The sequence below is a fragment of the Ruegeria sp. C5 genome (assembly GCF_056537605.1).
Genome location: NZ_JBQFRX010000002.1, coordinates 608,617 through 634,918 on the forward strand (window position 1 = coordinate 608,617; position 26,302 = coordinate 634,918).

Annotated in this window: 22 protein-coding genes and 2 pseudogenes; 7 read left to right on the forward strand and 17 right to left on the reverse strand. The window is 57.3% G+C overall.

The window, feature by feature from the left end; translation table 11 throughout:
- Positions 1 to 35 precede the first annotated feature (35 nt).
- The 6 genes from ACR0AW_RS10640 to ACR0AW_RS10665 form a co-directional block, all read right to left on the reverse strand.
- On the reverse strand, positions 36 to 776 hold the full coding sequence (locus ACR0AW_RS10640; protein WP_170732824.1) for an aspartate racemase/maleate isomerase family protein: 741 nt from the start codon (positions 774 to 776) through the stop codon (positions 36 to 38).
- A complete protein-coding gene (locus ACR0AW_RS10645) occupies positions 773 to 1,840 on the reverse strand; it encodes an aminotransferase class I/II-fold pyridoxal phosphate-dependent enzyme (RefSeq protein ID WP_170732825.1) in 1,068 nt (355 codons plus the stop codon). The genes ACR0AW_RS10640 and ACR0AW_RS10645 overlap by 4 nt, the downstream gene beginning before the upstream one ends.
- A complete protein-coding gene (locus tag ACR0AW_RS10650) occupies positions 1,837 to 3,489 on the reverse strand; it encodes a hydantoinase B/oxoprolinase family protein (RefSeq protein WP_480439032.1) in 1,653 nt (550 codons plus the stop codon). The genes ACR0AW_RS10645 and ACR0AW_RS10650 overlap by 4 nt, the downstream gene beginning before the upstream one ends.
- Positions 3,489 to 5,585 carry a hydantoinase/oxoprolinase family protein gene (locus ACR0AW_RS10655; protein WP_170732827.1) on the reverse strand — a complete coding sequence of 699 codons (2,097 nt, stop codon included), beginning with the start codon at positions 5,583 to 5,585 and terminating at the stop codon, positions 3,489 to 3,491. Before ACR0AW_RS10655 ends, ACR0AW_RS10650 begins: the two co-directional genes overlap by 1 nt.
- A gap of 257 nt (positions 5,586 to 5,842) precedes the next feature.
- Positions 5,843 to 6,052, reverse strand: a complete 210-nt coding sequence (locus tag ACR0AW_RS10660; protein ID WP_480439034.1) for a hypothetical protein — start codon at positions 6,050 to 6,052, stop codon at positions 5,843 to 5,845.
- A gap of 94 nt (positions 6,053 to 6,146) precedes the next feature.
- Positions 6,147 to 6,446 (reverse strand): ABC transporter substrate-binding protein, encoded by a 300-nt coding sequence (locus tag ACR0AW_RS10665; protein WP_480439036.1) that lies wholly within the window; start codon positions 6,444 to 6,446, stop codon positions 6,147 to 6,149.
- 284 nt (positions 6,447 to 6,730) lie between these two features.
- Here ACR0AW_RS10665 and ACR0AW_RS10670 point away from each other — a divergent pair, with 284 nt between their 5' ends.
- From ACR0AW_RS10670 to ACR0AW_RS10685, 4 genes are all read left to right on the forward strand, one after another.
- Positions 6,731 to 7,555, forward strand: coding sequence for an ABC transporter permease (locus ACR0AW_RS10670; RefSeq protein WP_170732828.1), 825 nt, complete (start codon positions 6,731 to 6,733; stop codon positions 7,553 to 7,555).
- Complete coding sequence (locus ACR0AW_RS10675; RefSeq protein ID WP_170596389.1) at positions 7,552 to 8,472, forward strand: ABC transporter permease; 921 nt, start codon at positions 7,552 to 7,554, stop codon at positions 8,470 to 8,472. The genes ACR0AW_RS10670 and ACR0AW_RS10675 overlap by 4 nt, the downstream gene beginning before the upstream one ends.
- Positions 8,462 to 10,102: an ABC transporter ATP-binding protein gene (locus tag ACR0AW_RS10680; protein ID WP_170732829.1), complete on the forward strand. Its 1,641-nt coding sequence runs from the start codon at positions 8,462 to 8,464 to the stop codon at positions 10,100 to 10,102. The genes ACR0AW_RS10675 and ACR0AW_RS10680 overlap by 11 nt, the downstream gene beginning before the upstream one ends.
- A 798-nt stretch (positions 10,103 to 10,900) precedes the next feature.
- Positions 10,901 to 11,212 (forward strand): helix-turn-helix domain-containing protein, encoded by a 312-nt coding sequence (locus ACR0AW_RS10685; protein WP_170611906.1) that lies wholly within the window; start codon positions 10,901 to 10,903, stop codon positions 11,210 to 11,212.
- Positions 11,213 to 11,295: 83 nt separating this feature from the next.
- Here the strand turns inward: ACR0AW_RS10685 and ACR0AW_RS10690 are convergent, their stop codons facing one another.
- From ACR0AW_RS10690 to dctP, 7 genes and pseudogenes are all read right to left on the reverse strand, one after another.
- Positions 11,296 to 11,970: an adenylate kinase gene (locus ACR0AW_RS10690; RefSeq protein WP_170732831.1), complete on the reverse strand. Its 675-nt coding sequence runs from the start codon at positions 11,968 to 11,970 to the stop codon at positions 11,296 to 11,298.
- A gap of 121 nt (positions 11,971 to 12,091) precedes the next feature.
- The gene (locus ACR0AW_RS10695) at positions 12,092 to 12,499 is read right to left on the reverse strand and encodes a universal stress protein (RefSeq protein WP_170732832.1); all 408 of its coding nucleotides are present in this window, start codon (positions 12,497 to 12,499) and stop codon (positions 12,092 to 12,094) included.
- Between the two features lie 127 nt (positions 12,500 to 12,626).
- Positions 12,627 to 14,141 (reverse strand): malonate--CoA ligase, encoded by a 1,515-nt coding sequence (locus ACR0AW_RS10700; protein ID WP_170732833.1) that lies wholly within the window; start codon positions 14,139 to 14,141, stop codon positions 12,627 to 12,629.
- Positions 14,142 to 14,146: 5 nt separating this feature from the next.
- The gene (locus ACR0AW_RS10705) at positions 14,147 to 15,403 is read right to left on the reverse strand and encodes a malonyl-CoA decarboxylase (protein ID WP_170732834.1); all 1,257 of its coding nucleotides are present in this window, start codon (positions 15,401 to 15,403) and stop codon (positions 14,147 to 14,149) included.
- On the reverse strand, positions 15,400 to 16,716 hold the full coding sequence (locus tag ACR0AW_RS10710) for a TRAP transporter large permease (RefSeq protein WP_170423173.1): 1,317 nt from the start codon (positions 16,714 to 16,716) through the stop codon (positions 15,400 to 15,402). Before ACR0AW_RS10710 ends, ACR0AW_RS10705 begins: the two co-directional genes overlap by 4 nt.
- A 5-nt stretch (positions 16,717 to 16,721) precedes the next feature.
- Positions 16,722 to 17,264, reverse strand: a complete 543-nt coding sequence (locus ACR0AW_RS10715; protein ID WP_170732835.1) for a TRAP transporter small permease — start codon at positions 17,262 to 17,264, stop codon at positions 16,722 to 16,724.
- Positions 17,265 to 17,365: 101 nt separating this feature from the next.
- A pseudogene (gene dctP / locus ACR0AW_RS10720) lies at positions 17,366 to 18,352 on the reverse strand (TRAP transporter substrate-binding protein DctP).
- Positions 18,353 to 18,490: 138 nt separating this feature from the next.
- On the opposite strand from dctP, the gene ACR0AW_RS10725 reads away from it, so the two are divergent.
- A complete protein-coding gene (locus ACR0AW_RS10725; protein ID WP_170423179.1) occupies positions 18,491 to 19,147 on the forward strand; it encodes a GntR family transcriptional regulator in 657 nt (218 codons plus the stop codon).
- 104 nt (positions 19,148 to 19,251) lie between these two features.
- Here the strand turns inward: ACR0AW_RS10725 and ACR0AW_RS10730 are convergent, their stop codons facing one another.
- On the reverse strand, positions 19,252 to 19,416 hold the full coding sequence (locus tag ACR0AW_RS10730) for a hypothetical protein (protein WP_170732836.1): 165 nt from the start codon (positions 19,414 to 19,416) through the stop codon (positions 19,252 to 19,254).
- A 508-nt stretch (positions 19,417 to 19,924) separates the two neighbouring features.
- Between ACR0AW_RS10730 and ACR0AW_RS10735 the strand changes: the two are divergent.
- Together ACR0AW_RS10735 and ACR0AW_RS10740 are read left to right on the forward strand one after the other, a co-directional pair.
- A pseudogene (locus ACR0AW_RS10735) lies at positions 19,925 to 20,317 on the forward strand (IS5/IS1182 family transposase); the annotation flags it as partial.
- Between the two features lie 240 nt (positions 20,318 to 20,557).
- Positions 20,558 to 22,537, forward strand: coding sequence for a bifunctional 2',3'-cyclic-nucleotide 2'-phosphodiesterase/3'-nucleotidase (locus ACR0AW_RS10740; protein ID WP_170732837.1), 1,980 nt, complete (start codon positions 20,558 to 20,560; stop codon positions 22,535 to 22,537).
- Positions 22,538 to 22,626: 89 nt separating this feature from the next.
- On the opposite strand, the gene ACR0AW_RS10745 is transcribed toward ACR0AW_RS10740, so the two are convergent.
- The 3 genes from ACR0AW_RS10745 to ACR0AW_RS10755 form a co-directional block, all read right to left on the reverse strand.
- Positions 22,627 to 23,775, reverse strand: a complete 1,149-nt coding sequence (locus ACR0AW_RS10745) for an amidohydrolase (protein ID WP_170732838.1) — start codon at positions 23,773 to 23,775, stop codon at positions 22,627 to 22,629.
- Between the two features lie 108 nt (positions 23,776 to 23,883).
- Positions 23,884 to 24,900 carry a GlxA family transcriptional regulator gene (locus ACR0AW_RS10750; protein WP_170732839.1) on the reverse strand — a complete coding sequence of 339 codons (1,017 nt, stop codon included), beginning with the start codon at positions 24,898 to 24,900 and terminating at the stop codon, positions 23,884 to 23,886.
- Positions 24,901 to 25,217: 317 nt separating this feature from the next.
- Complete coding sequence (locus ACR0AW_RS10755; RefSeq protein ID WP_170732840.1) at positions 25,218 to 26,213, reverse strand: helix-turn-helix domain-containing protein; 996 nt, start codon at positions 26,211 to 26,213, stop codon at positions 25,218 to 25,220.
- Positions 26,214 to 26,302: the final 89 nt, after the last annotated feature.

A 26,302-nucleotide genomic window follows, 5' to 3' on the forward strand; every position in this document is an offset into this window, starting at 1 on the left:
TCGGGGCAGGGGGGTCGACCGCTGCCCCGGTTCGTTTACAGAAGATCGAACAACCGGCCCGGCAGAGCCTCGTGGCGTGGCAGATCCAGCGCCCGCATCATGCAGAACATCATCGCCTGATTTGAGGTCACTACCGGCTTGTCCAGCGTGTCCTCGATCTGCTCGATGGCCTCGACTGCGCGCATGTCGGTGCAGCTGAGCACGACGGCTTGCGCGTTCGGGTGGTCTGCCTCACAGGCGAGGTCGTAAACCTCGTCCGGGGTCAGCTCTCCCTGTCCGTAATTGCCCAGCTCGCGGCCAACATCGGCGCAACGCACGGTTTCGATGTCGTTTGCGGCCATGAAATCCATCGCCTGCGTGTTGATCTCGCCCAGATAGGGCGAGGAAAAGCCCACTTTCGTCACCCCAAGCGCCTGAATGGCAGCGATCAGCGATCCGGCGGCTGTCAGCGATTGCGCTCCCGATCCGGCCTTGATCTGCTGCGCCAGATCGGCGTCGAAAGTCGGCCCATGGGTCAGCGTGGCCGAGGTGCAGCCGTACAGCACCACATCTGGCCGCACGCCCGAAATCATCCGCAGATCGTGGCTGATGTCCGAGGCCCCAAGCCCCGCCATCTGGTCCGAGCCGGGGATTTCATCCACGTCATAACCACCCATGCGCTGGAAATGCACGGTGGTGTGCGGGCAGCGCATCAAGGCCATGTCGGCCTCGAGGTTGGTGTTGGTGAAGGGCACCAGCACTCCGATCTTGGCCCGGGTACGCGTTTCGTGGCTCATGACGTTACCTTTCTCAGAACGGCCAGACAGCGATCCATCACCGGCGTGTCGCAGATCGTGGCGCGCAGGCAGTCGGACAGACCATAGCCGCCCATACCGCGCATCAGCAGTTTCTCGGCCCGTAGCGCGGCGTCGGCCTGTTGCGCCTGCTCGGTCGAGGCAAAGTGGATCAGCACGAAATTGGTGTGGCTGTCCGGCACGATCAGCCCCAGATCGCGGCAGTCCTGCGCGAACCGATCGCGAATGGTTGCCGTTTTCGCGACCACGTCCCGCATATGCGCCTGATCGCGCATCGCTGCCGCTGCCGCAGCCTGCGAGGCAATCGAGATGTTGTTGGGGTTCAACAGCTTGCGCAGCTCTCTGGCGATGTCGGTGGGGAAATAGCCCCACCCGGCGCGTGCCCCGGCCAGCCCGTAAGCCTTGGAGAAGGTGCGCGTGATAACGGTATCTCCCCGGTCTGCCAGCCCGAAAACCTCAGTCGGATCGTTGGCGGCATCGGCGAACTCGGCATAGGCCTGATCGACCACCAGCAGCACGTCGCCGGGTAGCGCGTTGCGCAGGCAGGTGATTTCGGTGTTCGGGATCAGGGTGCCGGTGGGATTGCCCGGGTTACAGACAAACACGATACGGGTCGCCGGGGTGACGGCGGCCAGAAGCGCATCGACCGAGACGGTCAGATCGACCTCGGGCGCGGCCACGTATTCGGCCTGCGCCTGTGCTGTCGCCGAAGCGACGAAGGCATAACCATATTGCGTGCCCAGCACGTGATCGCCTGGCCCGGCAAAGGCGCGGATCAGGCAGCCGATCAGCTCCATCGAGCCCGCGCCACACAGCACCCGCGCCGGGTCGACCCCGTGTACCCCGGCAATGGCCGCGCGCATGTCGGGCCATTCGGGATCGGGGTAGAGCGTCAGATCAGCCAGCGCCGCCTGCCCGGCCGCCACTGCGGACGGACTGGCCGGAAAGGTGCTTTCGTTCTGCGCCAGCGAGACGGTGCCTTCTCCACCCAGATCGGCCAGCGCATAGGCGCCCATGGCGCCGACATGAGAAACCGGGCGGATCATGTGTCACCTCCGTAAGCTTTGGCCCCCTCGGCACTGACCAAACCGCGTTTGAGGTCCAGCTCCAGCGCATCCGAGTTGCGGTCGCCCGGATCGCCGAAACCGCCACCACCGGGAGTGTCGAAGATCAGATAATCGCCGCCTTCAACTCGCAGCTCTCCCTTGCCGGGAATGTCGCTGTCGCCTTCGCGAAAGCGGATGCGCCCGGGCGCGCCGGGTTTGCCGCCCATGCGCCCAAGGGCGGGGAACTTTAGTCGCTCGACCGACAGGAACACGATGAAGGGCGCACCGTTGGACGAGGTCATCTCGATCCGCTGCCCCAGCCCGCCGCGATACTTGCCCGCGCCGCCGGAATCCGCACGCAGTTCGCGCCGCCAGATGGTGACAGGCGCGACGCTTTCGGTGATCTCCACCTGCGAACCGAACACGCCCGAGGGGTAGGCGGTGGCTGACAGCCCGTCCGCATGAGGCCGCGCGCCGGTGCCGCCATTATGTACCGGTTCCACTGCGAATTCGCGCCCACCATCGCGGGCCACCTCGGGGGCGTGGCGCATGGGCAGGTCGAACATGCAGCTTGCGCCCTCGGCGGGCACTTCATCAGGTAGTGCCTGATGCAGACAGCCCAGCACCAGATCGGGTGTCACCTGACCCAGCGTGTGCCGCATCGCCACCGGCACCGGGCGCTGTGCGTTCAGGATGCAACCTTTGGGGCCGCCCACGGTGAACGGCTCCAGCGATCCGGCATTGTTGGGGATGTCCGAGCCGACGATGCAGCGCAGCGCAAACACGGTATAGGCGGTGGTATAGTTCAGCGGCACGTTGATGCCCTTGCGCGAACAAGCCGAGGTGCCGGTGAAATCCACATGCATCCTCGATTTACTGACGGTCAGGGCTGCGTGCAACTCCAGCTCATTCTCATAGCCATCCATTTTTAGGACGTTTTTGTAGATACCTTCGGGCACCTCGGCGATGGCCTCAAGCGTGCCACGGCGCGAAGTGTCGATGATGTAGGACCCCAGCGCATCCAGATCGGTCAGGCCAAACTCTTCCATCATCGAAACCAGCCGGTTCACCCCGGCCTCGCAACAGGCGATCAGGGCATAGATGTCGCCCTCGTTGGCGATGGGCTCGCGGCTGTTGGCGCGGATGATGTCCAGCAGCAGCGCGTTGGGGATGCCTTCCTCGACCAGTTTGCAGGGCGGGATCAGCAGCCCCTCGTCATAGATGTCGGAGCCTTCCGGCCCCATGCCCAGACCACCCAGATCAACCAGATGCGAGGTGCACGAGGTGAAGCCCACAACCTTGCCATCCTTGAACGCGGGCATCATCAGCAGGAAGTCGTTCAAATGCCCCGAGGCCAGCCACGGGTCGTTGGTCATGTAGATATCGCCCGGTTTCATGGTCTGAACCGGAAAGGCGGCGCGCAGGTGCTGCACCGCTTCGGCCATGGTGTTGATATGGCCCGGCGTGCCGGTTACCGCCTGTGCCAGCATCCGACCATTGACGTCGAAAATCCCGGCTGAGATATCGCCGCACTCACGCACGATGGGGGAGAAGGCGGCGCGTATCAGGGTCTGGCCTTGTTCTTCGACCACCGCCAGCAGACGGTTCCACATCACTTGCAGGCGGGCGGGGGAAAGATCGGTCGTCATCATGCGCCTCCTTTCTGGTCCTGAACCAGGACGAGGTTTCCTATGGCATCCACATGGGCCGAGAAATCAGTCGAGACCAGCGTGGTGGTCTGCGGCTCGTGGATCAGCGCCGGGCCGCGCACATGGTCGCCGGACTTCAGATCGGCCCGCGCCACGAAGGCGGCCTGTTTCAGCGCGCCGTCCACATCGCAGGTGATCGGGCGAGTGTCGGGTGCGGTGAAGGTCGTCAATGCAGGTGTAGCGGGCACTGGTGGCACGGCGCTGTCAAGGGTCGCGACGCGCACCGCCCAGTTGAGAATCTCAATCTGCATCCCCGGCACCGGGCGTGAGAACTGCTTGCGATATTCTTCCTCAAAGGCGGTGGTCAGCGGTGCAATATCGTCTGCCGTCAGATGCCGGTCGGGCAGAGTGATCTCGATCTCGTGGCCCTGACCGTTGTAGCGCATGAAGGCGGTGCGGTGGGTTTCGGTCGGGGCATCGCCCGCACCCTGGGCAACCACGCCTTTGGCTTCGGAAATCATTGCGTCGAACAGAGCGTTGATCTCATCCATGTCCATGCTGTCCAACAGCGAATATAGCGAGCGGACGATTTCGAACGACACGGGTGCGAACAGGAAGCCCACGGCAGACCCCACGCCCGGATTGGGCGGGATTACAATGCGGCTGACCCCGGCGGATCGTGCCACCCGGCTGGCATGTAACGGCCCGTTGCCGCCAAAGGCAATCATCGTGCGCGGTCCAAGATCCTTGCCCGATTCCACCGCGTGCATCCGGCCCGCGCTGGCCATGCTTTCGTCGACGATGCGGCTGACGCCGTCGGCTGAGCCAACGGCATCGAGATCTAGTTTCGACCCGATCAACTGGCTCAGCGACTGTTTGGAGCCTTCGGGGTCCAGCTTGATATGCCCCTCGGCAAATGTGTCGGGCACGATGTAGCCCAGCGTAATGTCACTGTCTGTCACCGTGGGCTCGGTGCCGCCGCGCATGAAGGCCACGGGTCCGGGTTCAGACCCCGCCGATTTCGGCCCCACGGTCAGCCGCCCCAACCGATCCACCCCGGCGATGGAGCCACCGCCCGCGCCGATCTCGATCATCTCTATCACCGGGATGCGCACTGGCATGCCCGAGCCCTTTATGAACCGCGCGGCGCGGGCGATCTCGAACTGGCGCGAGGTCTGCGGGCGGGCCTTGTCGATCAGGCACAGCTTAGCGGTGGTGCCGCCAACGTCAAAGGACAGCACCTGATCCAGCCCGGTGCGGGCGGCGATGCGGGCGGCCAGAATGGCCCCTCCGGCGGGGCCGGATTCCACCAGTCGGATCGGAAAACGCGCGGCGGTGCGCACGGTGCACATGCCGCCGCCCGCCGTCATCATCAGGATCGGACAGGTGACGCCCTCGGCCTCGAACCGGTCGACGAAACGGGTCAGATAGGTCTGCATCAGCGGCTGGATATATGCGTTGGCGACGGTGGTGCACAGCCGGTCGAACTCGCGCGCCTCGGGGCTGACCTCGGACGAGATCGAGACGGTCAGACCGGGCCGCTTCTCAGCCAGCACATCGCGCAGGCGGCGTTCGTGGGCGGGGTTGGCATAGGCGTGCATCAGGCAGATCGCTATGGCATCGGCCCCGCTGGCGTCGATATCGGCCAGTAGCGCGTCGATGGCTTCGTCTTCCAGCGCGATCAGCACGCCGCCATCCGCCAAGACGCGTTCGCGCACGGTCAGCGCGCGTTCACGCGGGACCAGTAGATCGGGCTTTTCGAGGTTGATGTCGTATTGCGAATAGCGCCGCTCATACGCGATTTCCAGGATGTCGCGAAAACCTTCGGTGGTCACCGTCGCCACCACCGCGCCGCGCCGTTCGATCAGCGCATTGGTCGCAAGGGTGGTGCCGTGGATAAAGCCGGTCACCTGATCCAGCGTCCGGCCCGATTGCTGCATCACCCGCGCGGCGCCCTCCATCGCGCCGTCGGCGGGGTTCTGATGGGTGGTCAGGGTCTTGGTCGAGGCCAGGATTGCCTCTTCGCCGGAGACAAGGACCGTATCGGTGAAGGTGCCGCCAATATCGATGGCCAGGCGCAGCGTTTGAGTTGTCATGAGGTCTTCCGAAATTTCTGTAATCGCAGCGTGAAGCAAAAGGCCCGAGGCCCTGCTTTATGCAAGGATCACAAGATCACAGCCGGTTGCGCGGCGGTCCGTAGGTTTCGGAATATCAGTCTGTGTCATGGGCGAAATGTGCAGTTTCAAGATAGCCGCAGCAAGCTGGATTGCGACAGAAAGGCCTGCAAGCGACATCTATCGTCGTAGCAGGCCAGAGATCTGCCGAAACGGGCCGTCAGACGGCGAGCGCTCGATCAGGCAAGCCACCAGCGTTCAGGGGCTTTGGCACCATCCATTTCCCAATTCGCGGCGATCTCGCCCTGGGCGACGGTTTTGGCAACACCCATGATATGATTGGCGAACATCGGAACGATTGCACCGCCATCATCATGAACCAAAGTCTGCGCCTCGGCATACAGAGTGCGGCGTTTGGCGTCGTCCAGCTCTGCACGGGCCTCGACCACGATGGCGTTGAAGCGATCGGCGGCTTCGCCTGTGCGCCAGGCTCGTACACCTCAATGATTTAGCCACCGGTGCCAATTCCGGATTGTGGGTCGGTCAATTTGCCATCGGTCGAAGGCATAATGACCAAGTGATAGCCAGACAGGATGATGGGAAGTCGGCATTTGCCGGATCCAGCTCGAACACCAAGTTGTTGCCATCGGCGCGCATCGATTTGATTTGGGCAACCAAACCGTTCACCGCAGATTTCGATCCTTCGCCACAGTGGTGGTCGATTGTGGCGATGACAACGGCAGGGGTAAGGGTTTGGTCGTTGTGGAACTCGACCCCTTCACGCAGGGTGAATACCCAAGTGATTGCGTCGTTCGAGGAAAACTCGGTCGCGAGTTCGGGCACCAAATTTCCGTTTGCGTCTAATTCGATCAAGTTGTTGCCGAACAGATAGGCGACAGCGGTTTTGATCGTGCCTTCATAGGTTGCTGGGTCTAAAAAGTCGGTAGTCGAACCGCTGCCAAAGCCAAATTTGATCGCTCCGCCTTTTTTAGGGACCTGCGCAAGTGCTTGTCAGGATAGGCTCAGTGCCGCCGGAATGGCAAGGCCCGCAGCCAGAGCGCTTGATATGAAGATACGACGCGAAATCCGGCCGCTCTGCAGTTTCTGCATCTGAGAGGACAGGAAAGGTGATCCGGGCGGAGCTTGGCCTCGATAAACCTGCCTATATCCGATATTTCGATTGGATCGGTGCGTTGGCGACCGGGGATCTGGGAACGTCGTTCTCAGGTCGGGCGAGTTCGGGTGTGGATCGATCACGTCCGGTAGTGGAACTGGTCGCACCGCGCTTATGGAACACATTGTTTCTTGCGGGTATGGCGGCGCTGATCTCGGTTCCGCTAGCGCTGTTTCTGGGCATCACCACCGCGCTGTGGCGCAATTCGCGCTATGATAAGCTGGCCAGCGCCAGCACCTTGACGGCGATCTCTTTCCCCGAGTTCTTCGTGGCCTATATCCTGATTTTGCTGTTCGGAACGCTATGGCCGGTGTTGCCGTCGTTGGCCAATGTGGAGCCAGGGATGCCGCTGGTCGAGCGGATCGTCAAATGCATATTACCTGCGCTTACACTGACACTTGTAATCGTCGCGCACATGATGCGTATGACGCGGGCTTCGCTGATCAGTCTTCTAGCTTCACCCTATGTCGAGATGGCGCGGTTGAAAGGAGAGAACGCCCGCCGCGTGGTTCTGCATCACGCGCTGCCCAATGCGTGGGCGCCAATTTCAACGGTGGTCGCGTTCAACCTGGCCTATCTGGTAGTTGGAGTGGTCGTGGTCGAGGTGGTGTTCGTCTATCCCGGCGTCGGCCAACTGATGGTCGATGCGGTCAGCTCGCGCGATATCCCGGTGGTTCAGGCGTCCGCCCTGATATTCGCCGCCACATATGTCCTTCTGAACCTGATTGCCGCCATCATTGGAATCGTCACCAACCCGAGGCTTCTGCACCCAAAATGAGCCAGACAAGCAAGACATATTCAGCCGCCGCCGAGGTGGGTCGGGTGCGGACCCGTCGCAGCAAGCGCGAGCGTATTTGGATCGAGCTGAAGAAAGCGCCGCCGACAGCAATTTTCGGCATGTTTGTGATCCTGTTCTATCTAGTCATGGCAATCGGAGCGCCGGTCATCGCGCCTTATGGTGAGGCCGAGGTATTCCCGACGCCTTACGCACCCTGGTCGTCCGAGCATTGGCTGGGTACCGACCAGATCGGGCGTGATATCCTGTCGCGGCTGATCTATGGTGCGCGCAACACCATTGGTATCGCTTTTGTCACTACGCTGCTGGCGTTCTTCATTGGAGGTGGTCTGGGGCTGATCGCTGCGATTAACCGCAGTTGGCTGGATCAATTGATCAGCCGTGGCGTAGATGTATTTATGGCCATTCCCAGCCTGATTTTCGCGCTGATGCTGCTGTCGATTTTCGGCTCGTCGGCGCTGTCGTTGATTTTGATTATTGCGATTCTGGATTCAACCCGCGTGTTCCGCCTGACTCGCGCTGTGGCGGTGAACGTGGCAGTGATGGATTATGTCGAGGCAGCTCGGCTGCGCGGGGAAAAACTGCCTTGGGTGATGCGTCGCGAGATTTTGCCCAACATCATGCCTCCGCTGGTGGCCGAGTTCGGGCTGCGATTCTGTTTCGTTTTCCTAACCATCGCTGCGCTCAGCTTTCTGGGCGTCGGTATTCAGCCCCCCACCGCCGATTGGGGCACAATGGTGCGCGAGACCGCCAACCTGATCCAGTTCGCCAAATATGATTTCAAGGCCGGGATCACGCCGCTGCTGCCCGCTGCCTCGATCGCGTTGATCACTGTGGCGGTCAACTTTGTCGTCGACTGGTTCTTGCACAAAACAAGTGGATTACGCGATGAACACTGAGACTGACCTTCTGCTGGATATGCGCGACATCCGTATCGAGGGGTTCTCGGACGAAAAGTGGAATCCGATCATCAAAGGTGTCAACCTGACCCTGAAGCGCGGTGAGGTGCTGGGCCTGATAGGCGAAAGTGGTGCGGGCAAGTCGACGCTGGGCAAAGCGGCTATGGGATACACGCAGCCCGGCTGTCGTATCACGGGCGGTTCGATCCGGTTCAAGGGGCAGGAGTTGCGGGATCTGGACGACCACGCGCTGCAGCATCTGTGGGGATCGCGGATAGCCTATGTGGCCCAATCGGCGGCTGCGTCGTTCAACCCGGCGCATAAGTTGTTGGATCAGACCGTTGCTGCAACGGTGCGCGAGGGACTGCAACCCGAGAATGTCGCGCGTGAGGATGCCCGCGCGCTTTATGCCTCGTTGTCGTTACCGCATCCCGAAACGATTGGTGACCGCTATCCGCATCAGGTCTCCGGTGGCCAGTTACAGCGGATCATGACAGCCATGGCGATGTCACCCCGTCCCGATCTGATCATTTTCGACGAACCGACAACTGCGCTGGATGTGACGACCCAGGTCGAAGTTCTGACTGCTATGCGCCGGATCGTCGAAGAATTTCATACCGCCGCAATCTACATAACCCATGACCTGGCGGTGGTCGCGCAGATGGCGGACCGGATCAAGGTGCTGCGCTATGGAGAAGAGGTAGAAGAGGCGGAAACGCGCAAAATGCTGTCTGCGCCCGAGCAAGAGTATACCAAATCCCTCTGGTCCGTGCGTCTGTTGCAAAAACAAGCCGAGACTTCGGATGATATCATCCTTAAAATTGACGGTGTGGATGCGGCCTATGGCAAGAGCGCCAAGGTGTTGCACAATGTGTCAATCAGCCTGCCGCGGGGGCGCACGGTGTCGATTGTCGGCGAATCCGGATCTGGTAAATCGACCACGGCGCGGGTGATCACCGGCTTGCTGCCCGCCACAAGCGGGCAGGTCACGTTCAATGGCGAGGTCCTGCCAAACGAACTGAAAAACCGCAGCCGTGATCAGCTGCGCAGAATTCAGATGATCTATCAGATGGCCGATACCGCGATGAACCCGCGTCAAACCGTAGGTGAAATCATTGGACGTCCGCTGGAATTCTATCATGGTCTGCGGGGCCGGGCGCAGCAGGACCGGGTCATCGAACTGCTTGAAGCCATCGAGTTGTCGGAAGACTTCTACGATCGTCTTCCCAGCGAATTGTCCGGCGGACAAAAACAGAGAATTTGCATTGCGCGCGCTCTGGCCGCGGACCCTGAGGTGATTATTTGTGACGAAGTGACGTCCGCACTGGACCAGATTGTGCAGGAAGGCATACTGCAATTGCTGATGCGCCTACAAAAAGAGCGCGGAATCTCCTATCTGTTCATCACGCATGACATTGCCACGGTCGAGGCTATTTCGGACGAGATTGTTGTGATGCTGAATGGTCAAGTCGTCGAGCAGGGATTGAAGAATACCGTTCTATCCGAACCCTTCCCGGACTATACAAAGCTGCTGCTAAGTTCGGTTCCCGAGATGGACCCGGATTGGTTGACGAACCTGCTGAAAGAGCGAAAAGAAAATCACTTAAATACAAAACATGACACTGCGTAGGCGCGGGCAATAACAACACTTGGGAAGCTCAGTCGCAGTGGATTTCTCATTTTGCTTGTATTCCGAAACTCAGTTTTTACCGACATCTCGACAGATCGGTGTAAAGAGAACCTGCAACTCAGGAGCAACTCGCGAATTAAGGTGGCTTTTGACTGGATCGCATTGATGTTCTTGTTCACAATCAGTTCGATCCTCTTTTGGGCTGCCATAGGGTTAATATTTGAGGTCGCCGCAGGCCGTGTAATTGCCTCGTTCTTCGACACCCCATTGGTGACATGGGTTGCAGTCATCGCAACCTTCCTCGCCGGGTTTCTTCAGGCAGCGCGTGCGAAGCCTTGTCGCAAAATACGAGTGCAAGGCTGCGATCAATAATGTGCGAGCGGCGCTTGACGTGATGACTGTCCCAATGGCCGTCATCTCCGACGGTCATGGGACTGCTCTCTGCAATGGGTGCTCGAGTAGTGGCTGGAATGCTGCAGAGCGCACCTTACATGCGTCGCAAAAAGATCTTACCGACTAAACCTCCTAGAACGACATAGTCCAATTTGGTGATGCCTTATGAACAATAGATCTGGGACCGAGTGAACGTCGATCTCAATCTGGCATCCCCTGTCTTGTTCGTTGGAGGTGGCAGTAGCACTTTGCCCAACAAGCTGCTCGCACCGCGACCACTGATGCAGGTCGCCCGGTTTTTTTCTGATCGACCCTGGCGAGCGGGCGCAGAGCTTTTACATCTCTTTTTCGCCCAACCTGACTCATGGGGACAACGCAATCCTTCGAACGCAGCATTGGGTGCAAATGCGTTATGCGGGCCCGATCCCGGTTTCCGAATTGGCCCGCACCGCTCGACTTGAGCTGCGCACTTTTGGATTCCGATTCCTGACGGCCACGGGTTTCACGCCATCGGAATACCTGCAACAGCGTCGCATCACCAATGCCTGTCAGAGGCTGGAACTATCGCAGTCCAGTATCGAAACCATCGCCCGGGATATGAGGTATATGGATGTTTCAGCATTCCGCCGAATGTTTCACGAAATAGTCGACCTCTCGCCAGGAGATTATCGCAAGCGCTTTTCTTTTCTTAAAGACGCTTCGCATTTAAGAAAATGACGTCTGAACAGCCTTTCTTGGGTCTGTTTTTGCTTTGGCCAAGCGTAATTGCGAAGGTCTGATACCTCTGCTTTCTTTTGTAATCACGACCTTGACGATATGGCGGCCTCGATGCTTCGATTGATTGCCTCGATCGGTCCCATTGCGTTAACACTCGCCAAAACGCCCATATGGCTATAGTGGTCGATCAAGGGTGAAGTCTGTTCACGATATTCAATCAGACGTGCAGCGACTGTTTCGGCCTTGTCGTCAGCACGGCGCTTAAACTCAGAGCCTCCGCAATTGTCGCAGCGTTCCGCTGCCTCAAGCGGTTTGAATGTATCATGGTAACCTTCGCCACATCCTGCACAGGTACAGCGACCGGAAATGCGGTCGACCATTTTTTTGTCATCCACCGCAAGACTGACGACAGCACTGATCTGCTGCCCCGTTTCCGCCAATAGTTGATCCAATGCGCGCGCCTGACTAAGCGTGCGTGGAAATCCGTCTAATATCACCCCTCCGGCACAGTCCGAATCGCTCATACGGTCACGCAAGATCGAAATGACGATGTCATCTCCGACGAGCCTGCCTTCAGCCATGATAGATTCCACCGCCTTGCCTGTTTCGCTGCCGCTTTCAATCGATCTGCGGAGCAAATCGCCTGTCGACAACTGAACCAAGTCAAATTTTTGCTCAAGCAGTCGGGATTGCGTTCCCTTACCGGCACCAGGAGGGCCCAGAAGGATTAACACTTTAGACGTATTCGGGCTGGTCACTCTTTTTCCTCTTAGAGAATATCGTAAACACGACTTGGAATAGACCGCTCAGTGCCATTTCAGATGTATTAGCGGTGTATGACTGTCGTGTGTGGGCGTTGCGTCTGGCCCGTAGACCAGACTATCGCACCACATGTTCAGAACAGTTTGCATGCCTGACTACGCGTGCCGCTGTGGACCCCAGAAGATAATCCTGCAATCCAGGCTGGTGGCTTGCGATAACGATGCAGTCTGCATTGTTATTCGTTGCATAATCGAGAATTCCACGGCCCGACTGTCCTTCGACAATTTCAATTTTGGAGTCCGCTACCCCGTCGACTAGTGGGCCCAGTTTGTCAGTAACACTGGTCTTTGCGATATCCAGATGGTTTTCAGGAAGCAGGTCGCTTGTGTATTGCGGAAGGTGCTCAATGACATGCAATAGAGTGATATGACCACCATCCGAGCGGAGAGTTTGTGCGACATCCAGCGCTCTTTGCGCGTCGCGGTCGGTATCAAAGGAAACAGGGACTAGAATATTTCCATACATTTCTGATTCTCCAGCAGGTAGAAAAATTCAACAACCAGAGCAGGGAACAGGTCCGCCTGCCCTGGTTGTTGAAGTTAGGCCCGTAGCATTATCGAGAAGAGGGGCTACTGGGCCGGGGAGGGTCATCTTACGCTGCCACGAACATGTCTTTGTATTGGTCGCGCAGGATGTTCTTTTGAACTTTGCCCATGGTGTTGCGGGGCAGTTCGTCCAGCAGGATCAGTTTGCGTGGATGCTTGAACCGCGCCAAGCTACCGCGCACGGCCTCCATCATTGCGTCCAGATCGGGGGTTTGGCCCGGCTCTGCAACGATCACGCCCAGAACAGTTTCGCCGAAATCGGGATGTGGAACGCCCACCACGGCGCTTTCCAGCACGCCGGACTGGTCATCCAGAACCAGCTCGATTTCTTTGGGATAGATGTTGTAACCGCCTGAAATAATAAGGTCTTTGTTGCGGCCAACAATATGAACATAGCCGTCTTCGTCGATCCGGCCCAAATCGCCAGTGATGAAGAACCCGTTCTCGCGCAGCTCGGCGGCAGTCTTCTCCGGCATCTGCCAGTAACCTTTGAACACGTTGGGCCCGCGTACCTCGATCTCGCCGATCTCGCCCTGAGCCAGCGCATTGCCGTCTGAATCACAGATCTGCAGCTCGACCTCAGGCAATGGAAAGCCCACCGTGCCTGCGCGGCGGTCACCGTCATAGGGGTTCGAGGTGTTCATGTTGGTTTCGGTCATGCCATAGCGTTCAAGGATGCGATGGCCAGTGCGTTCTGCGAACTGTACATGGGTTTCGGCCAGCAAGGGTGCCGAGCCTGAAACAAACAGGCGCATATGTGCGGCCAGATTCTTGGTGAAGCGGTCATCGTCCAGAAGGCGGGTGTAGAAGGTTGGCACACCCATCATGGTCGTGGCATTGGGCATCCGCCCGATGATCTCATCCAGATCGAACTTGGGCATAAAAACGATGCTGCTGCCTGCAGCCAGCGTGACATTGGTGGCCACGAATAGTCCGTGAGTGTGAAAGATCGGCAGTGCATGCAGCAGCACGTCGTCGGATGTGAAGCGCCATTCTTTGACCAGCGTCTGTGCATTCGACAACAGGTTGTTCTGGGTCAGCATCGCACCCTTCGATCGGCCTGTGGTCCCCGATGTATAGAGGAATGCGGCCAGATCGTCGCCATCACGGTCAACGGTCTCAAAGCTGGCAGGCATTGCTGCAGCCTGCTCCATCAGGCTGCCGCTGCCATCGGCGTTCAGGGTTTCGACCTTCGCGCCAAGCTGCGCACCAACCGGGGCGAGTTTCTCTTCGCTCCGGCTGTCACAAACGATCAGCGAGGCGCCACTGTTTTCGATGAAATAGGTCAATTCATCCACAGTGTAAGCGGTATTGAGCGGCAGGAATACAAGACCTGCCTGCGCACAGGCAGCATATAGCGCCAGCGCTTCGGGCGATTTCTCGATCTGTGCCGCAACCCGGTCGCCGGGTTTCAGGCCCAGCTGCGTCGCAACATGGGCGATTTGTGCGGCGGTGCTCAGGAAGTCCTGATGGGTGATGGTCGTTCCGTCGAGCAACTGCAAAAAGGCTGTGTCTTTACCGGCATGTGCGCCGAACAAACCGTCATAGAGAGGATTGGCCATAAGGGTTACCTTTCCTGTGTCGTGGTGAGAGAGGCTGACGCGGCAAGCGATTTGGCCTCGGACGAGGCGATTACCTCGCGGGTGTTGGCGAACTGTTCGTGGTTCTGCGCTACGCGGCCAAGGTCATAAAGATAGTTGACCATGGTGCCACCGGACTGTGCCCGGCCCTTGTCCGAAACATCTGCGTCGGCATGAACCGCATGGACCAGCGCACCGTTGCCAAGATGGAACCGTGCCACTGGATCGAACGGCAGATCGCCCCGACCTTTGGCGTTCAACAGGTAATGTGCGGCCAGTGCTTTCATCTGATCGGGCTCTTCGATGTTCCAATCGATGCCTTCCTGCGACAACCATTTGGTCAGCCCCGGAATCGGCGAGAGCGTGACGAAGGTTTTCAGCCCCGCCAACTCAGCCGACAGGTCCGAGGCCACCTGTTTGATCAGCGAATTGCCGAAAGAGATGCTGGCCAACCCGGCCTGACAGTTGGAGATCGAGTAGAACACAGCCGTATCGGCCTGATCTTCGGGCAACGGATCGCGGTCTTCGGCGAGCAAGGCCTGTACGGAACCCGGAATACCGCTGTTCAGCGCCACTTCGACAAAGATCAGCGGCTCATCCGGCATTGAGGGATGAAAAAAGGCAAAGCAGCGCCGGTCAGTGGGTTCCAGCCTGCGGCGCAGGTCGTCCCAGCTGTCGATGGCGTGGACCGCCTCATACGCAATGATCTTTTCCAGAATATGCGCCGGGCTTTCCCAGTTGATCGGGCGCAGCACCAGAAAGCCACGGTTGAACCAGCTGGCAAACAGGTGCCGGAAGTCCAGGTCAAGCGCCTGCAATTCGGGCTCCTTGCCGCCCAGCCGCAGCAGATCAGCGCGCATCTGTACCAGTGCGCCGGTGGCACCGGGCACGCGGTTCAACCGGCGGATCATTTCCTGCCGGGCCGGTTCCACCGCAGCCGCAAAGCTGCGATAGGTCGCTTTCGATGGGTTGCGCTCGTATTCGTCCAGTGACGAACGTACCGCCTTGGGATCGATATTCATGGCGGTGGCGAGATAGCGGAAGAATTCCAGCTTGTCGTCATCACTCAGCGTATCGAACCGGGTCAGGATTTCCTCGGCCAGCGCCAGCCCCGAAGTTTCTCCCGCTGACCCAACCAGCGGGTCGGCCAGTTCGGTCAGCGGTCGGCCATCCGGAGCCACCGCGCCGTCGCGGCGGTAACGCCGCTCGAACACGGTGGATAGAAGATCCGCCAGCAGGGTCATACCGCTGCTCCCATCACCAGGTCAGGCAGCCATGTGGCCAGACCAGGGAACAGGCACAGCAGGACAATCGCGATCACCATGCAGGCCACGAAGGGGAGAGAGCCTGTCAGGATGGTCTTGAGCGAGATGTCGGGCGCAATGCCGTTGATCACATAGAGGTTCAGGCCGACAGGGGGCGAGATCAGGCCAATCTCCATGTTGATGGTCAGTACAACCGCAAACCAGATCGGATCGAAGCCAGCGGTGGTGATAATCGGCAGCAGGATCGGTGCCGCCATCAGGATCACAGCGACGGGCGGCAGAAAGAACCCGGCGATCAGCAGGAACACGTTGACCGCACCCATCAGAACCCAACGGTTCACGTCCAGCGTACCGATCCATTCGGCAATCGCCTGTGTGATGAACAGCGAGCTGAGCATGTAAGAGAACACACCGGCAGCGGCGATGATGAACAGGATCATCACGCTTTCCTTGGTGCTGTCGCGCAGCACGACCCAGATGTCCTTGGGGTTCCACAGCTTGTAGATGATCATCGCGATCAGCAGGCAGAGCAGGGCACCGACAGCAGCCGTTTCCGACGGGGTGGCGATACCGCCATACATGGCGTAAAGCACACCCAGAATGATGCCGAGGAAGGGCAGCACGCGCGGCAGAATCTCGAACCGTTCGGCCCAGGTGTAGCTGCCCGAACCCAGACGGGTCGCGTCACCGGATTTCCAGGTCGAATACAGCGACCAGGCCATGAACAGACCCACCAGCATAAGGCCCGGGATCACACCGGCCAGAAACAGACGGCCAATCGAGGTTTCGGTGGCAATACCGTAAACGATCATAGTGACCGATGGCGGGATCAGGATTCCCAGTGTACCGCCCGCAGCGATCGAACCGGCGGCGACGCCGTCAGGATAGCCACGTTTGCGCATCTCCGGGATACCCATCTTGCCGATGGCGGCACAGGTCGCGGGTGACGAACCGGACATAGCCGCAAATAGGGCACAGGCACCGAGGTTTGATACGACGAGACCGCCGGGAACACGGGTCAGCCAGCGTTCCAGCGCTTCGTACAAATCCGCTCCGGCTCTGGTAGAGGCGATTGAGGCCCCCATGATGATGAACATCGGGATAGACAGAAGGGCGAAGTTATCGAGTTTGCCGAACAGGATTTCCGGCATCAGTTCCAGCGAGCGCGGGCCGTCGAAGACGATCAGGAACCCAGCCGAGACGATCAGCAGGCCGATGGCCACGGACACGCCCGAGAAAAGAACAAGGATGGTGGCGATGGCGACAATAGCGCCGAGCAGAAGGGGATCCATCGGCTTTACTCCAGACCAAATGGTTTATCGATGCCAAGCAGGACGGCGACGAGATCGGCGATCAGTTGCAACAGCAGCAGACCAAAGCCAACTGGGATGGCGAGGTAGGGAATCCACAGGCGAACGCCCCAAACCGTGTCGGATTTCCAGCCGCGCTCCCATGCGAAGTGCCAATATTCGTAGCCGTAGAACAGCATGACTGAGACGATGGCGATGGACAGAACCGAAGTCAGGATCGCCATGTAAAAGCGGGCTCGAGGTGCGAGCGAAATCGGGATCAGGTCAACATTCACGTGACCGCGCAGGCGCTGCACATAAGGCAGACCGACCAGGGTTGCGGCGATGACCAGATAAATGACCGCTTCGGTTTGCCAAATGGTCGATTGATTCAGCACGAAGCGCACGATGATCATCTGGCAGGTGATGGTGACAGCAGCGACGATCATGCCTGCGGAACACCATCCAGCCAGAGTTGAAAGCGCAGCGACAAAGCGAAGGAAGGGATTGTTCCCTGTGTGGGAAGCAACGGCAGAGCTATGACCGGCCATTTGCGCCTCCTGTGATTGAGATGCAATTAAGTCTGAAGATCAGAGAAGATCAGAACCAAGATCGGATGCCGAGCGGCGGCAGGCCGCCCGGCAAGATGGGGTCATTCGACTGCCAGAGCCTTGTCCAGCAGGTCCTGCCCATCAGGAACCTCTTCTACGAAGGCCTTGTAAGATGTTTCCATTGCCAGCGTACGCCATGCTTCGAAGTCTTCGGCGCTCATCTCCGCAATCTCAACACCGGCGTCGGCAAAAACTTTGGCCGAGTTGGCGTCCTGTTTCTTGGCCTCTTCTAAATAGAAGGCCTGTGCCTTTTCCGATGCTGCCAGCAATGCGGCTTGCTGATCTTCGTTCAGTCCGTCGAAGGTGGATTTGTTCATCAGCAGCGGCTGATACATGAACCACAGCGCCACATCGCCCGCAGGGGTATAGCAGGCAACCTGCTCGTAGATGCGGTAGCTGACAAAGGACGAGGACGACGTGTTGGCCGCCTGCAAAACGCCGGTTTGCATGGCGTTATATATTTCTGACGACGCCATTGATGCGATCGAGGCGTCAGCGCCGGCCAGCATCTGCTCAAAGGATTTACCTGCCGCGCGGGTCTGCAGGCCTGCGACATCCTCAGGGTTCGTGATGCACTTGTCTTTACCGGCGAAGCCACCGGCCAGATAGCCATGCACCAGCACCATCACGTCGTCCTGAGCCATTTTCTCTTCCAACGCCTCCATGAAGGGCGAGTCGGCCAGACGGGCAGCGTGATCGTGGTTTTTCACCAAACCCGGCATCAGCGTCAGATTATAGGCAGGCTGCTGACCGCCGGCGTAGGACAGCGGCAGTATGGTCATATCCAATTGACCGCGGCTGAGCGGCTTGTACTGCTCGCGCGGCTTGAACAGCGATTTCGAGCCGAAAATCTTGATTTCCAGATCAACGTCCGCCGCCGCAACTTCGTCTACAACAATCTGTGCTACTTGATGGCGAATGTCCTTGTTCGACCACTAATGTGACAGGCGCAGTTCCTCCGCTGACCCCAATGTACCTGCGGATGCAAGCGCCAACGCAGCGACGGCCGTTTTGAACACTGATTTCATTTTTTCCTCCCGTTTTCAGTCCCGGATGAGCCGGGGATGAATAGAAGCATAGGGCAGCAATGTTTTTTTAGTCAAGGTTATTGTATACAAGATATGATTTCTTGAGTTCTCGCCTAATCACAAGTAAAACAGAAATCTATGGACCAACGACTTGCAGATACCATCGCTCAGGATTTGGAAGAGCTGATTTTTGACGGGACATTTTCGGACGGTGACCGTCTAGATGAGGTCAAACTGGCTGAGCAGTTCGGGGTCTCACGAACGCCACTTAGGGAAGCATTCCAGAGACTTGCCTTGTCGGGGTTGGTCGATCTGATAGCGCGGCGGGGCGCTTTTGTCCGACAGCCCGGCCCGGTGGAACTGATGGAGATGTTCGAGGTCATGGCCGAGCTTGAAGCCGTTTGTGGTCGACTTGCGGCGTTGCGCATTTCCGATGAAGCTTTGCTTGAACTGACCGAAGCTAACAGCAAATGCCAACTGGCCGTGGATGCGGGCAATCCCGATGCGTACTACCTGGAAAACGAGCGGTTCCATCGAATCATCTATCAACAGTCCGGCAATGCATTCTTAGAGCAAGAAACTTCCAAGCTGCACAGAAGGCTCAAACCATTCCGTCGACAGCAGCTTCGGTTCCGTGGTCGTATGGCCCAGTCCATGGCCGAACACGAAGAAATTGTCAGAGCCCTGAAAAAAGGCGTACCGGAAGAAACAGCGAATGCGCTGCGTGACCATGTCGCCGTACAAGGTGAGAAGTTTCGCAACCTTATGGCTTCACTCAAGAGCGCCGCTGAGTAGCAGTTGCCATTAATACACGCGGAATTTCATTGTGAGCGCGACTGGGTTGGTCAGCTAGCGTTGATGCCAGTGCGCCTTTGAATCAGATCTCAAATATAATCGGGTCAAATTTCGAACCCCATGTAGGTGAAGATGATGACCGTAAGATAGACCATCCCGGCTACAAACGAAGGAATGATGGTCGGTAGGATGATTTCATTGGCGAAGCCACATTGAAGGCTCCCAAGGTTACCGCAGACCAGCAGCAGGATCATTATGGCGGATTTCATCACCCAGCCAACATTTAGAATCCAAAGTATCTTTTAGATAATCTGCATAGTGATCAGTATCATGAACCAACCCAACACGATGGCAATGATCGTAACGCCTCCAGGGCAGAGCTTGAAACCCTGAATTCGCACCATAACGAGGCCAAACAGATAGAAAACCGCTGAAACCTGAAGCGCGCGAGTGGCTCGATAAAGCCAATAGTACCGCGCGCTTATCCCATCGCCGAATGCCCGCTGCACCTAGTCGATCAGCTCGCCTTCATCCGGATAAGTGGTGCCCAATTCGGTTTTGACCACCCGTGCGGAACAAACAAATATTGGTGAAGATGATGAGCCGCCAGACCAGCAATGAGGGTCATATGACTACTGACGAGGCAACGATAACGAGCACCAGAATCAAACTGACGGCGATGAATACAGCTCTGAATATGTTTACTTTGGGCGGGCCGGACACGGGAATGTTCTGAAAGAAAATTGATGTAAGCAAGTTGCAAGTATTTGTTAATTTTCGAAAAACGGCGCAGGGGGGCGTCTGATTGGTCGAACCAAACGCGGCACGAACACCAAGTCACACGCCATCTGCGATAGCCAGAGGCGTTCGCTTAACCTGATTGTCACCGCCGGACAGGTCAGCGTCGGCATTGGCGCATGCGCGATGCTTGGCGACCTTCTAAATGTCGAATGATTGCCCAGGGAACGCGGCCACGATGCCGACCGGTTCCGGGAAGCATTGCAAGACAAGGGGATACGTGCCTGCAATGCAGGCTGAACGCAAAGCAAGACCCCGGTCAAATATGACAAGCGTCGGTACAGACGGCAAAACCGCGTCGAGATCATGTCCGGCAGGCTCAAGGGTCTAATGCGCGTTGCGGCGCTCTTTGACCGCTGTTCGGGGGTCTGACTCTCAGCTAGCGCTCTCGCGGAAACCGCCATCCATTGGTTGGATGGACTGACGATGGGGGCAGTTCGCTGCAATCGCCTTTGGTGCGTAAAGTGGCTTGGACTGAGCAATTCAATACAATAGGCTTTTAGGATCCTACCCCCAAGTTCGACATGTTTGTTGCAAAGATCTTCACTGTCATACCCTTGTTGTGAAAAGCATCCAGAACACGCGTCGATCCACAAACCTGAGAGGTGCCTTATGTCCTATTCCAATCGTAGTTTGATTTCGCGCCGTCAGTTTCTTGCCACTACGACCGCCAGCGCTGCTGCCATCACCTTGCATCCCTTTTCGGCGGCGGCGGCCAACAATCAGGCGCATCTGAGGATCATGGAAACCACTGACATCCATGTTCACGTGTTCCCATACGATTACTATGCGGACAAACCGCGCGATACTGTCGGGCTGTCGCGGACCGCTTCGATCATTAATGAGATCCGTTCCGAGGCGACAAATTCGCTGCTCGTCGATAATGGAGATTTTCTGCAAGGCAATCCGATGGGCGATTACATCGCGTATGAGCGTGGCATGAAAGAAGGCGACAGCCATCCGATCATCACTGCCTTCAATACTGTTGGTTATGACGCTGCCACTTTGGGCAATCACGAGTTCAACTATGGCCTAGATTTCCTTGAAAAAGCGCTTGCTGGTGCAGAATTCCCCGTGGTTCTGGCCAATGTTGCAAAAGAGACTGGGGCGTCCCCCCGCGATGATATGACTCTGGTGAAGCCCTATGCCATCCTTGAGCGTGAGATTGAAATGGGGGATGGCAGCAAGCATCCGATCAAGGTTGGTGTCATCGGATTTACTCCGCCTCAGATCATGAACTGGGATCGCAAGCATCTGGAAGGCAACGTGCAGGCGCGTGACATAGTCGAAACGGCGCAGGCTTACGTACCCGAGATGCAAGAACAAGGGTGTGACCTGATCATTGCCCTGTCGCATTCAGGCATTGGGGATGCTGATCATGCTGATGGAATGGAAAATGCTTCGGTCGTTTTGGCGGGGGTTGATGGCATCGATGCGCTGGTGACCGGGCATAATCACCTGGTGTTCCCGTCCGCTACCTTTGCGGATCGCCCTGGAATTGATGTCGAAACGGGGACCTTGATGGGTAAACCTGCGGTCATGGGCGGCTTCTGGGGGTCGCATCTTGGCCTGCTGGACCTGCTGCTTGAGCGCGACGGAAACGAATGGCGCGTGGTGACGACCACGTCTGAAGCGCGCCCGATTTCAAAACGCAACGAAGATCGTTCGATCACGGCACTTGTTGGCGACGATCAGAAGGTGCTGGACTCGGTCGCGAAAGACCATGACGAAACACTGGCCTATGTACGCCGCGCGGTCGGCAAGACTTCGGCCCCGCTGCACAGCTACTTCGCGTTAGTTGCGGATGACCCATCGGTGCAAATCGTCTCGATCGCGCAGAAATGGTACGTCGAAGAGATGATGAAGGGCACCGAACATGAAGGTCTGCCCATTCTATCGGCTGCAGCGCCGTTCAAGGCCGGGGGTCGCGGCGGCCCGGACTATTACACAGATGTTCCGGTGGGCGATGTTGCGATCAAAAACGTGGCTGATCTTTACCTGTATCCCAATACTGTGCGCGCGGTACGCGTGAACGGTGCTCAGGTTCGGGGTTGGTTGGAACGCTCGGCGGGTATGTTCAACCAGATCGAGGCGGGATCCGAGGATGCGATTTTGCTAAACGCGGACTTCCCTTCCTACAATTTTGACGTGATGGACGGTGTGACCTACCAGATCGACTTATCGCAACCGTCGCGCTTTGGACCCAAGGGGGAAGAGATCAACCCGGATGCAGCCCGTATCGTAGATTTGGCCTTCAACGGTGAGGCGGTCACGGATGACATGGAGTTCATCATTGCCACCAACAACTATCGTGCTTCGGGCGGCGGTTCTTTCCCGGGCGCAATGGGTGATACCGTCGTGTTCGAAGCCCCTGACACCAACCGCGACGTGATCGTGCGATATATCGTCGAGCAAGGAACAATCGATCCCAAGGCCGATGCAAACTGGTCGTTCGCGCCGCTTTCTGACACTACCGTGTTGTTTGAAACTGGTCCAAAGGCGCGCGACTACATGGGCGAAGTCAAAGGCGTCACAATCGAGGATGCCGGTGAAGGCGCTGATGGGTTTGCGGCATTCCGCATCAGGCTCTAGCAAGGGTAAGGTCCAAATTATAGTGTGAGCGGCCGTCCTAGATCATTCATCTGACGGCCGTTCGAAGGTGCTATGTTGCTGGGCCCCGTTCAGTCTTCGTCTTGAAGCGGAAGCCTATCGCGCACGAGATTTGCCCAGAATTCCGCGCCGATCGGCAGTAACGCATCGTTGAAATCGTAGTCGTTCGAATGCAGCGGTTGTCCGTTGGGGCCGGATTCACCGTTGCCCAGTAGGATAAAGCAGCCGGGTACGGCTTTGCAAAAATGCGCGAAATCCTCTGAAAAGCTCATCGGTTGACGATTGGGAAGTGTGTCCAGCCCGGATAGCTGCGCGACGCGGATGGCAGCCTCGGTCGGGATCGGTGCGTTGACTGTTTCGATGAATTCGGTTTTGAAATCCACTTGGACTTCGACGCCATGGGCGGATGCGATGCCATGTGCAATCTTGCGCATGTGTTCTTCGATCTTGTTTCGATCTTCAGGGCTGCGAGCCCGCGCATCACCCTTTAGCGTTGCCGTTCCAGGTAGAACGTTGCGCTGCCCGTCGGTCAGAAATTCGGTCACTGACACAACCGCCCCGGCGCCCGGGGCCAGCTTGCGTGCGACAATTGTCTGAAGCGCCAGAACGATCTCGGACCCGATCGTCAGCGCGTCACGCCCCGCCTGCGGCATGGACGCATGACCCCCTTGCCCCTTGATCGTAATTTCGAACAGGCTTTCCGAGGAACAGATCTGCCCAGTTCGGGTCGACATCTGCCCGACGGGTGCCCTAGGCAAGTTATGTATGGCGTAGACTTCTTCGATTGGAAATCGCGTCAAGACATTCTCGTCCAGCATCGCTTTGGCCCCCAGTCCAAGCTCTTCATTCGGTTGAAACAGGAACACCACCGTGCCGCTGAAACCGGGATCCGAGGACAAAGTCTTTGCTGCGCCCAACAGCATCGTCATGTGACCATCATGGCCACAGGCGTGCATAATGCCGGGATTTTGTGACACGTAATCATGATCGCTGGCTTCCTGAATGGGTAGCGCGTCCATATCTGCGCGTAATCCGATCGCGCGGTTGCCTTGACCGGCCCTGAGGATACCCACCACGCCCACGCCTTCATGAACTTCAAGCCCGTATTGACGCAGCAGCGCCGCAACTTTGGCTTTGGTTTTCGTTTCATTGAAGCCCAATTCGGGGTGTCTGTGGAATGACCGCCTAAGTTGGCGCAGTTCGGTTTGGTTCAATTCCATGGCGGTTAATGTTCCCAGATTACAGGTGCTATCCGAGCGGGGCGAACTCAGACTCTAGCCCTGATGGGTAGAGTACGATGGCAGACGGGTCCACCGGCACGGCATCTCTCAATCGTTCTGTCCCGACCAGCCTCGCCTGAATGAAGTCGGCGCTGCGCCGTATCGTTTCTTGAACCGAACTGTCAGTTGGGTCGCGCTGCCAAAACCCGTGGCGGCCGCAATTTCAGCAACGGTCATTTCTGTTTCGCTTAGCAACGCGTAAGCGCGCGCCACACGCAACTCGATGTAGAATTGTACCGGGGAAACCTCGACATATTTTTGAAACAGCCGCTCCAACTGTCGGCGAGAAATCTGAACGATCTTGGCAATCTCGGAGATATCCAGAGGCTCTTCCAGATTCTCATGCATGATCTGGATGGCGTTGATCAGGTATTGGTTCCGACTGCCCAACGCGACAGAAAACGCGGATTTCTGGAGCGTTTTTTGATTGTTGGATCGTGAGTGGATGCACATGTCCGAGACGATGATGGCCAGATCCTTTCCGAAGTCGGTTTCAATCATGTCCAGTACCATATCGGTTGCCGCGTTACCTCCACCGCAGGTCATCAGATCTTTGTCAATCTCATACAGGTTAGCCGATGGTGTCAGGTGTTCGAAGTGTTCAACAAAGGCGGGTTGGTTTTCCCAATGCAGTGTGAACCTCTTGCCGGTCAGCATACCTGCCTTGGCCAGCGTAAATGCGCCGGTACAAATTCCACCAAGCTTGCAGCCAAACGCTTTCTGACGGCTGATCCACGAAAGGATCGTTGAATTAATGCTTTCCGATGGTTCGATCCCTGAACACACAAACAATCTGGATGATCGCGGTAAATTATGCAGAGCCAAGTCAGCTGCTATTTCGACTCCATTGGAGCATCGAACAGGGTTCCCATCCTCGGAGATCAGAAACCACTTGTAGAGCTCTTTGTTGGTGACCTGATTGGCGATCCTCAGCGGTTCAACCGCTGCGCTAAAAGCAAGCATGGTGAGTTTCGGCAGCAACAGAAAATAGATCTCGTTTGATGGTCCGTCATAATCGATGTCGAACGTCGCGGCCCCTTTCGGAACGAAATTCCTAGGTTTCATGCTCTCTTTTCCTAGTGCGGACCTGGATGGATAACCGACCCGTACAAAATCGCATCGATCGAAACACCAGCGTATCAACTTCGCAGATCACAAGCGAGAGGCCCCACGACAACAATTAGCCAGCGCGTAGCTGCGAGCCTGTCTGAAAGACGGCAACTGAGGATTTAGCCGGGCCAATATTTGGGCCGGTGGCAAAGCATTGTTAACTGGACTAACAATCGTATCTGTCGTCAACCTCATGAATGGTGAATGCCAAAAGGTCAGGCCCAGTGTGGTATCAACCGCATTCGACTGCGCTGTCGATTCACACGATCAATCTAAACAGCCTGAGTTTTGCCTGCAAATCGCCGATTTCGTACACTTTCAGGCGATGCATCATAGTGATCCCGGAACGCACGCACCAATGCACTTGTGGAAGAAAAGCCCGTAGCGGTCGCCACTTCAAGATAGGTCATCTCGGTAAATTGAAGCAGGCCATAGGCCCGTTCTAGGCGAAGTTCCCGATACGTTGTCAGCAGTTTTACACCCGTTCTGTCCAGAAACCGCCGCTGTAACTGGCGCGTTGATGTACCAAGCGCCATCGCAAGTTCCGGTATCCTAAGCGGATCCTCCAGATTGTTCTGCATCTTTTCAACAACCTGTCGCACCATTGGGTCGGCTTTTGAACGTCTGATCAATCGAGCTGCCAGTTGGCTTGCGCATGTAGTTTGCCTGTCGGCCAACCCGATATAGCTGCGTACTGACTCGGCCAGATGCTCACCGTGATCAAAGGCAACAAAATCGGACAACAAACGCAACGTGCCCAATCTGGTTGATGCGCTATGGGTGCGGCTATCTGAGGACCAGTATGTACCCGAACCGACGTCGATCAGTCCAACCTCTTGCGCTGCGGCAGAAAAGTTGGGGTGAACCGATGCAATTCGCTTGGTTGCGCGAGCGGTCTGGGCGAGAAGAAACACTGCACCGCCAACGAGAATTGATCGGGAGGACAGGTTCAATACTTGGGCGATCCAGGTTTTGTCCGGCGGTGTCAGAGGCCAGCTTTTGTAGATATCCCCCCAGAAAATCGCGGTTCGCCCGGCCCAGTGCAAGGGTCCGCCCGCCGCGCCGTCGGCAATGGTGCGGATATTTGTAATGTATGTATGGCCTTCGTTCAGTTCATTTAGGGCACGATAGAAATCAACCAGCATATCTGCCGATGCTTCCGCTTCGGCCTCGCAAAGAATGATCTCGATATGATGATCTCGTTTGGGTCTTGCCAACGTGGTTTCGGTCAAATGCGCATGGTCATTTACAGGGACATAATGCTTCATTTCTCCTCCACCTTCTTTAGCGCTTCGGCCGCGAGCAGTCGTTCCCGAATTCGGATTGAAACCCCCGCCAGTTGGCGGGGGTTTATTGA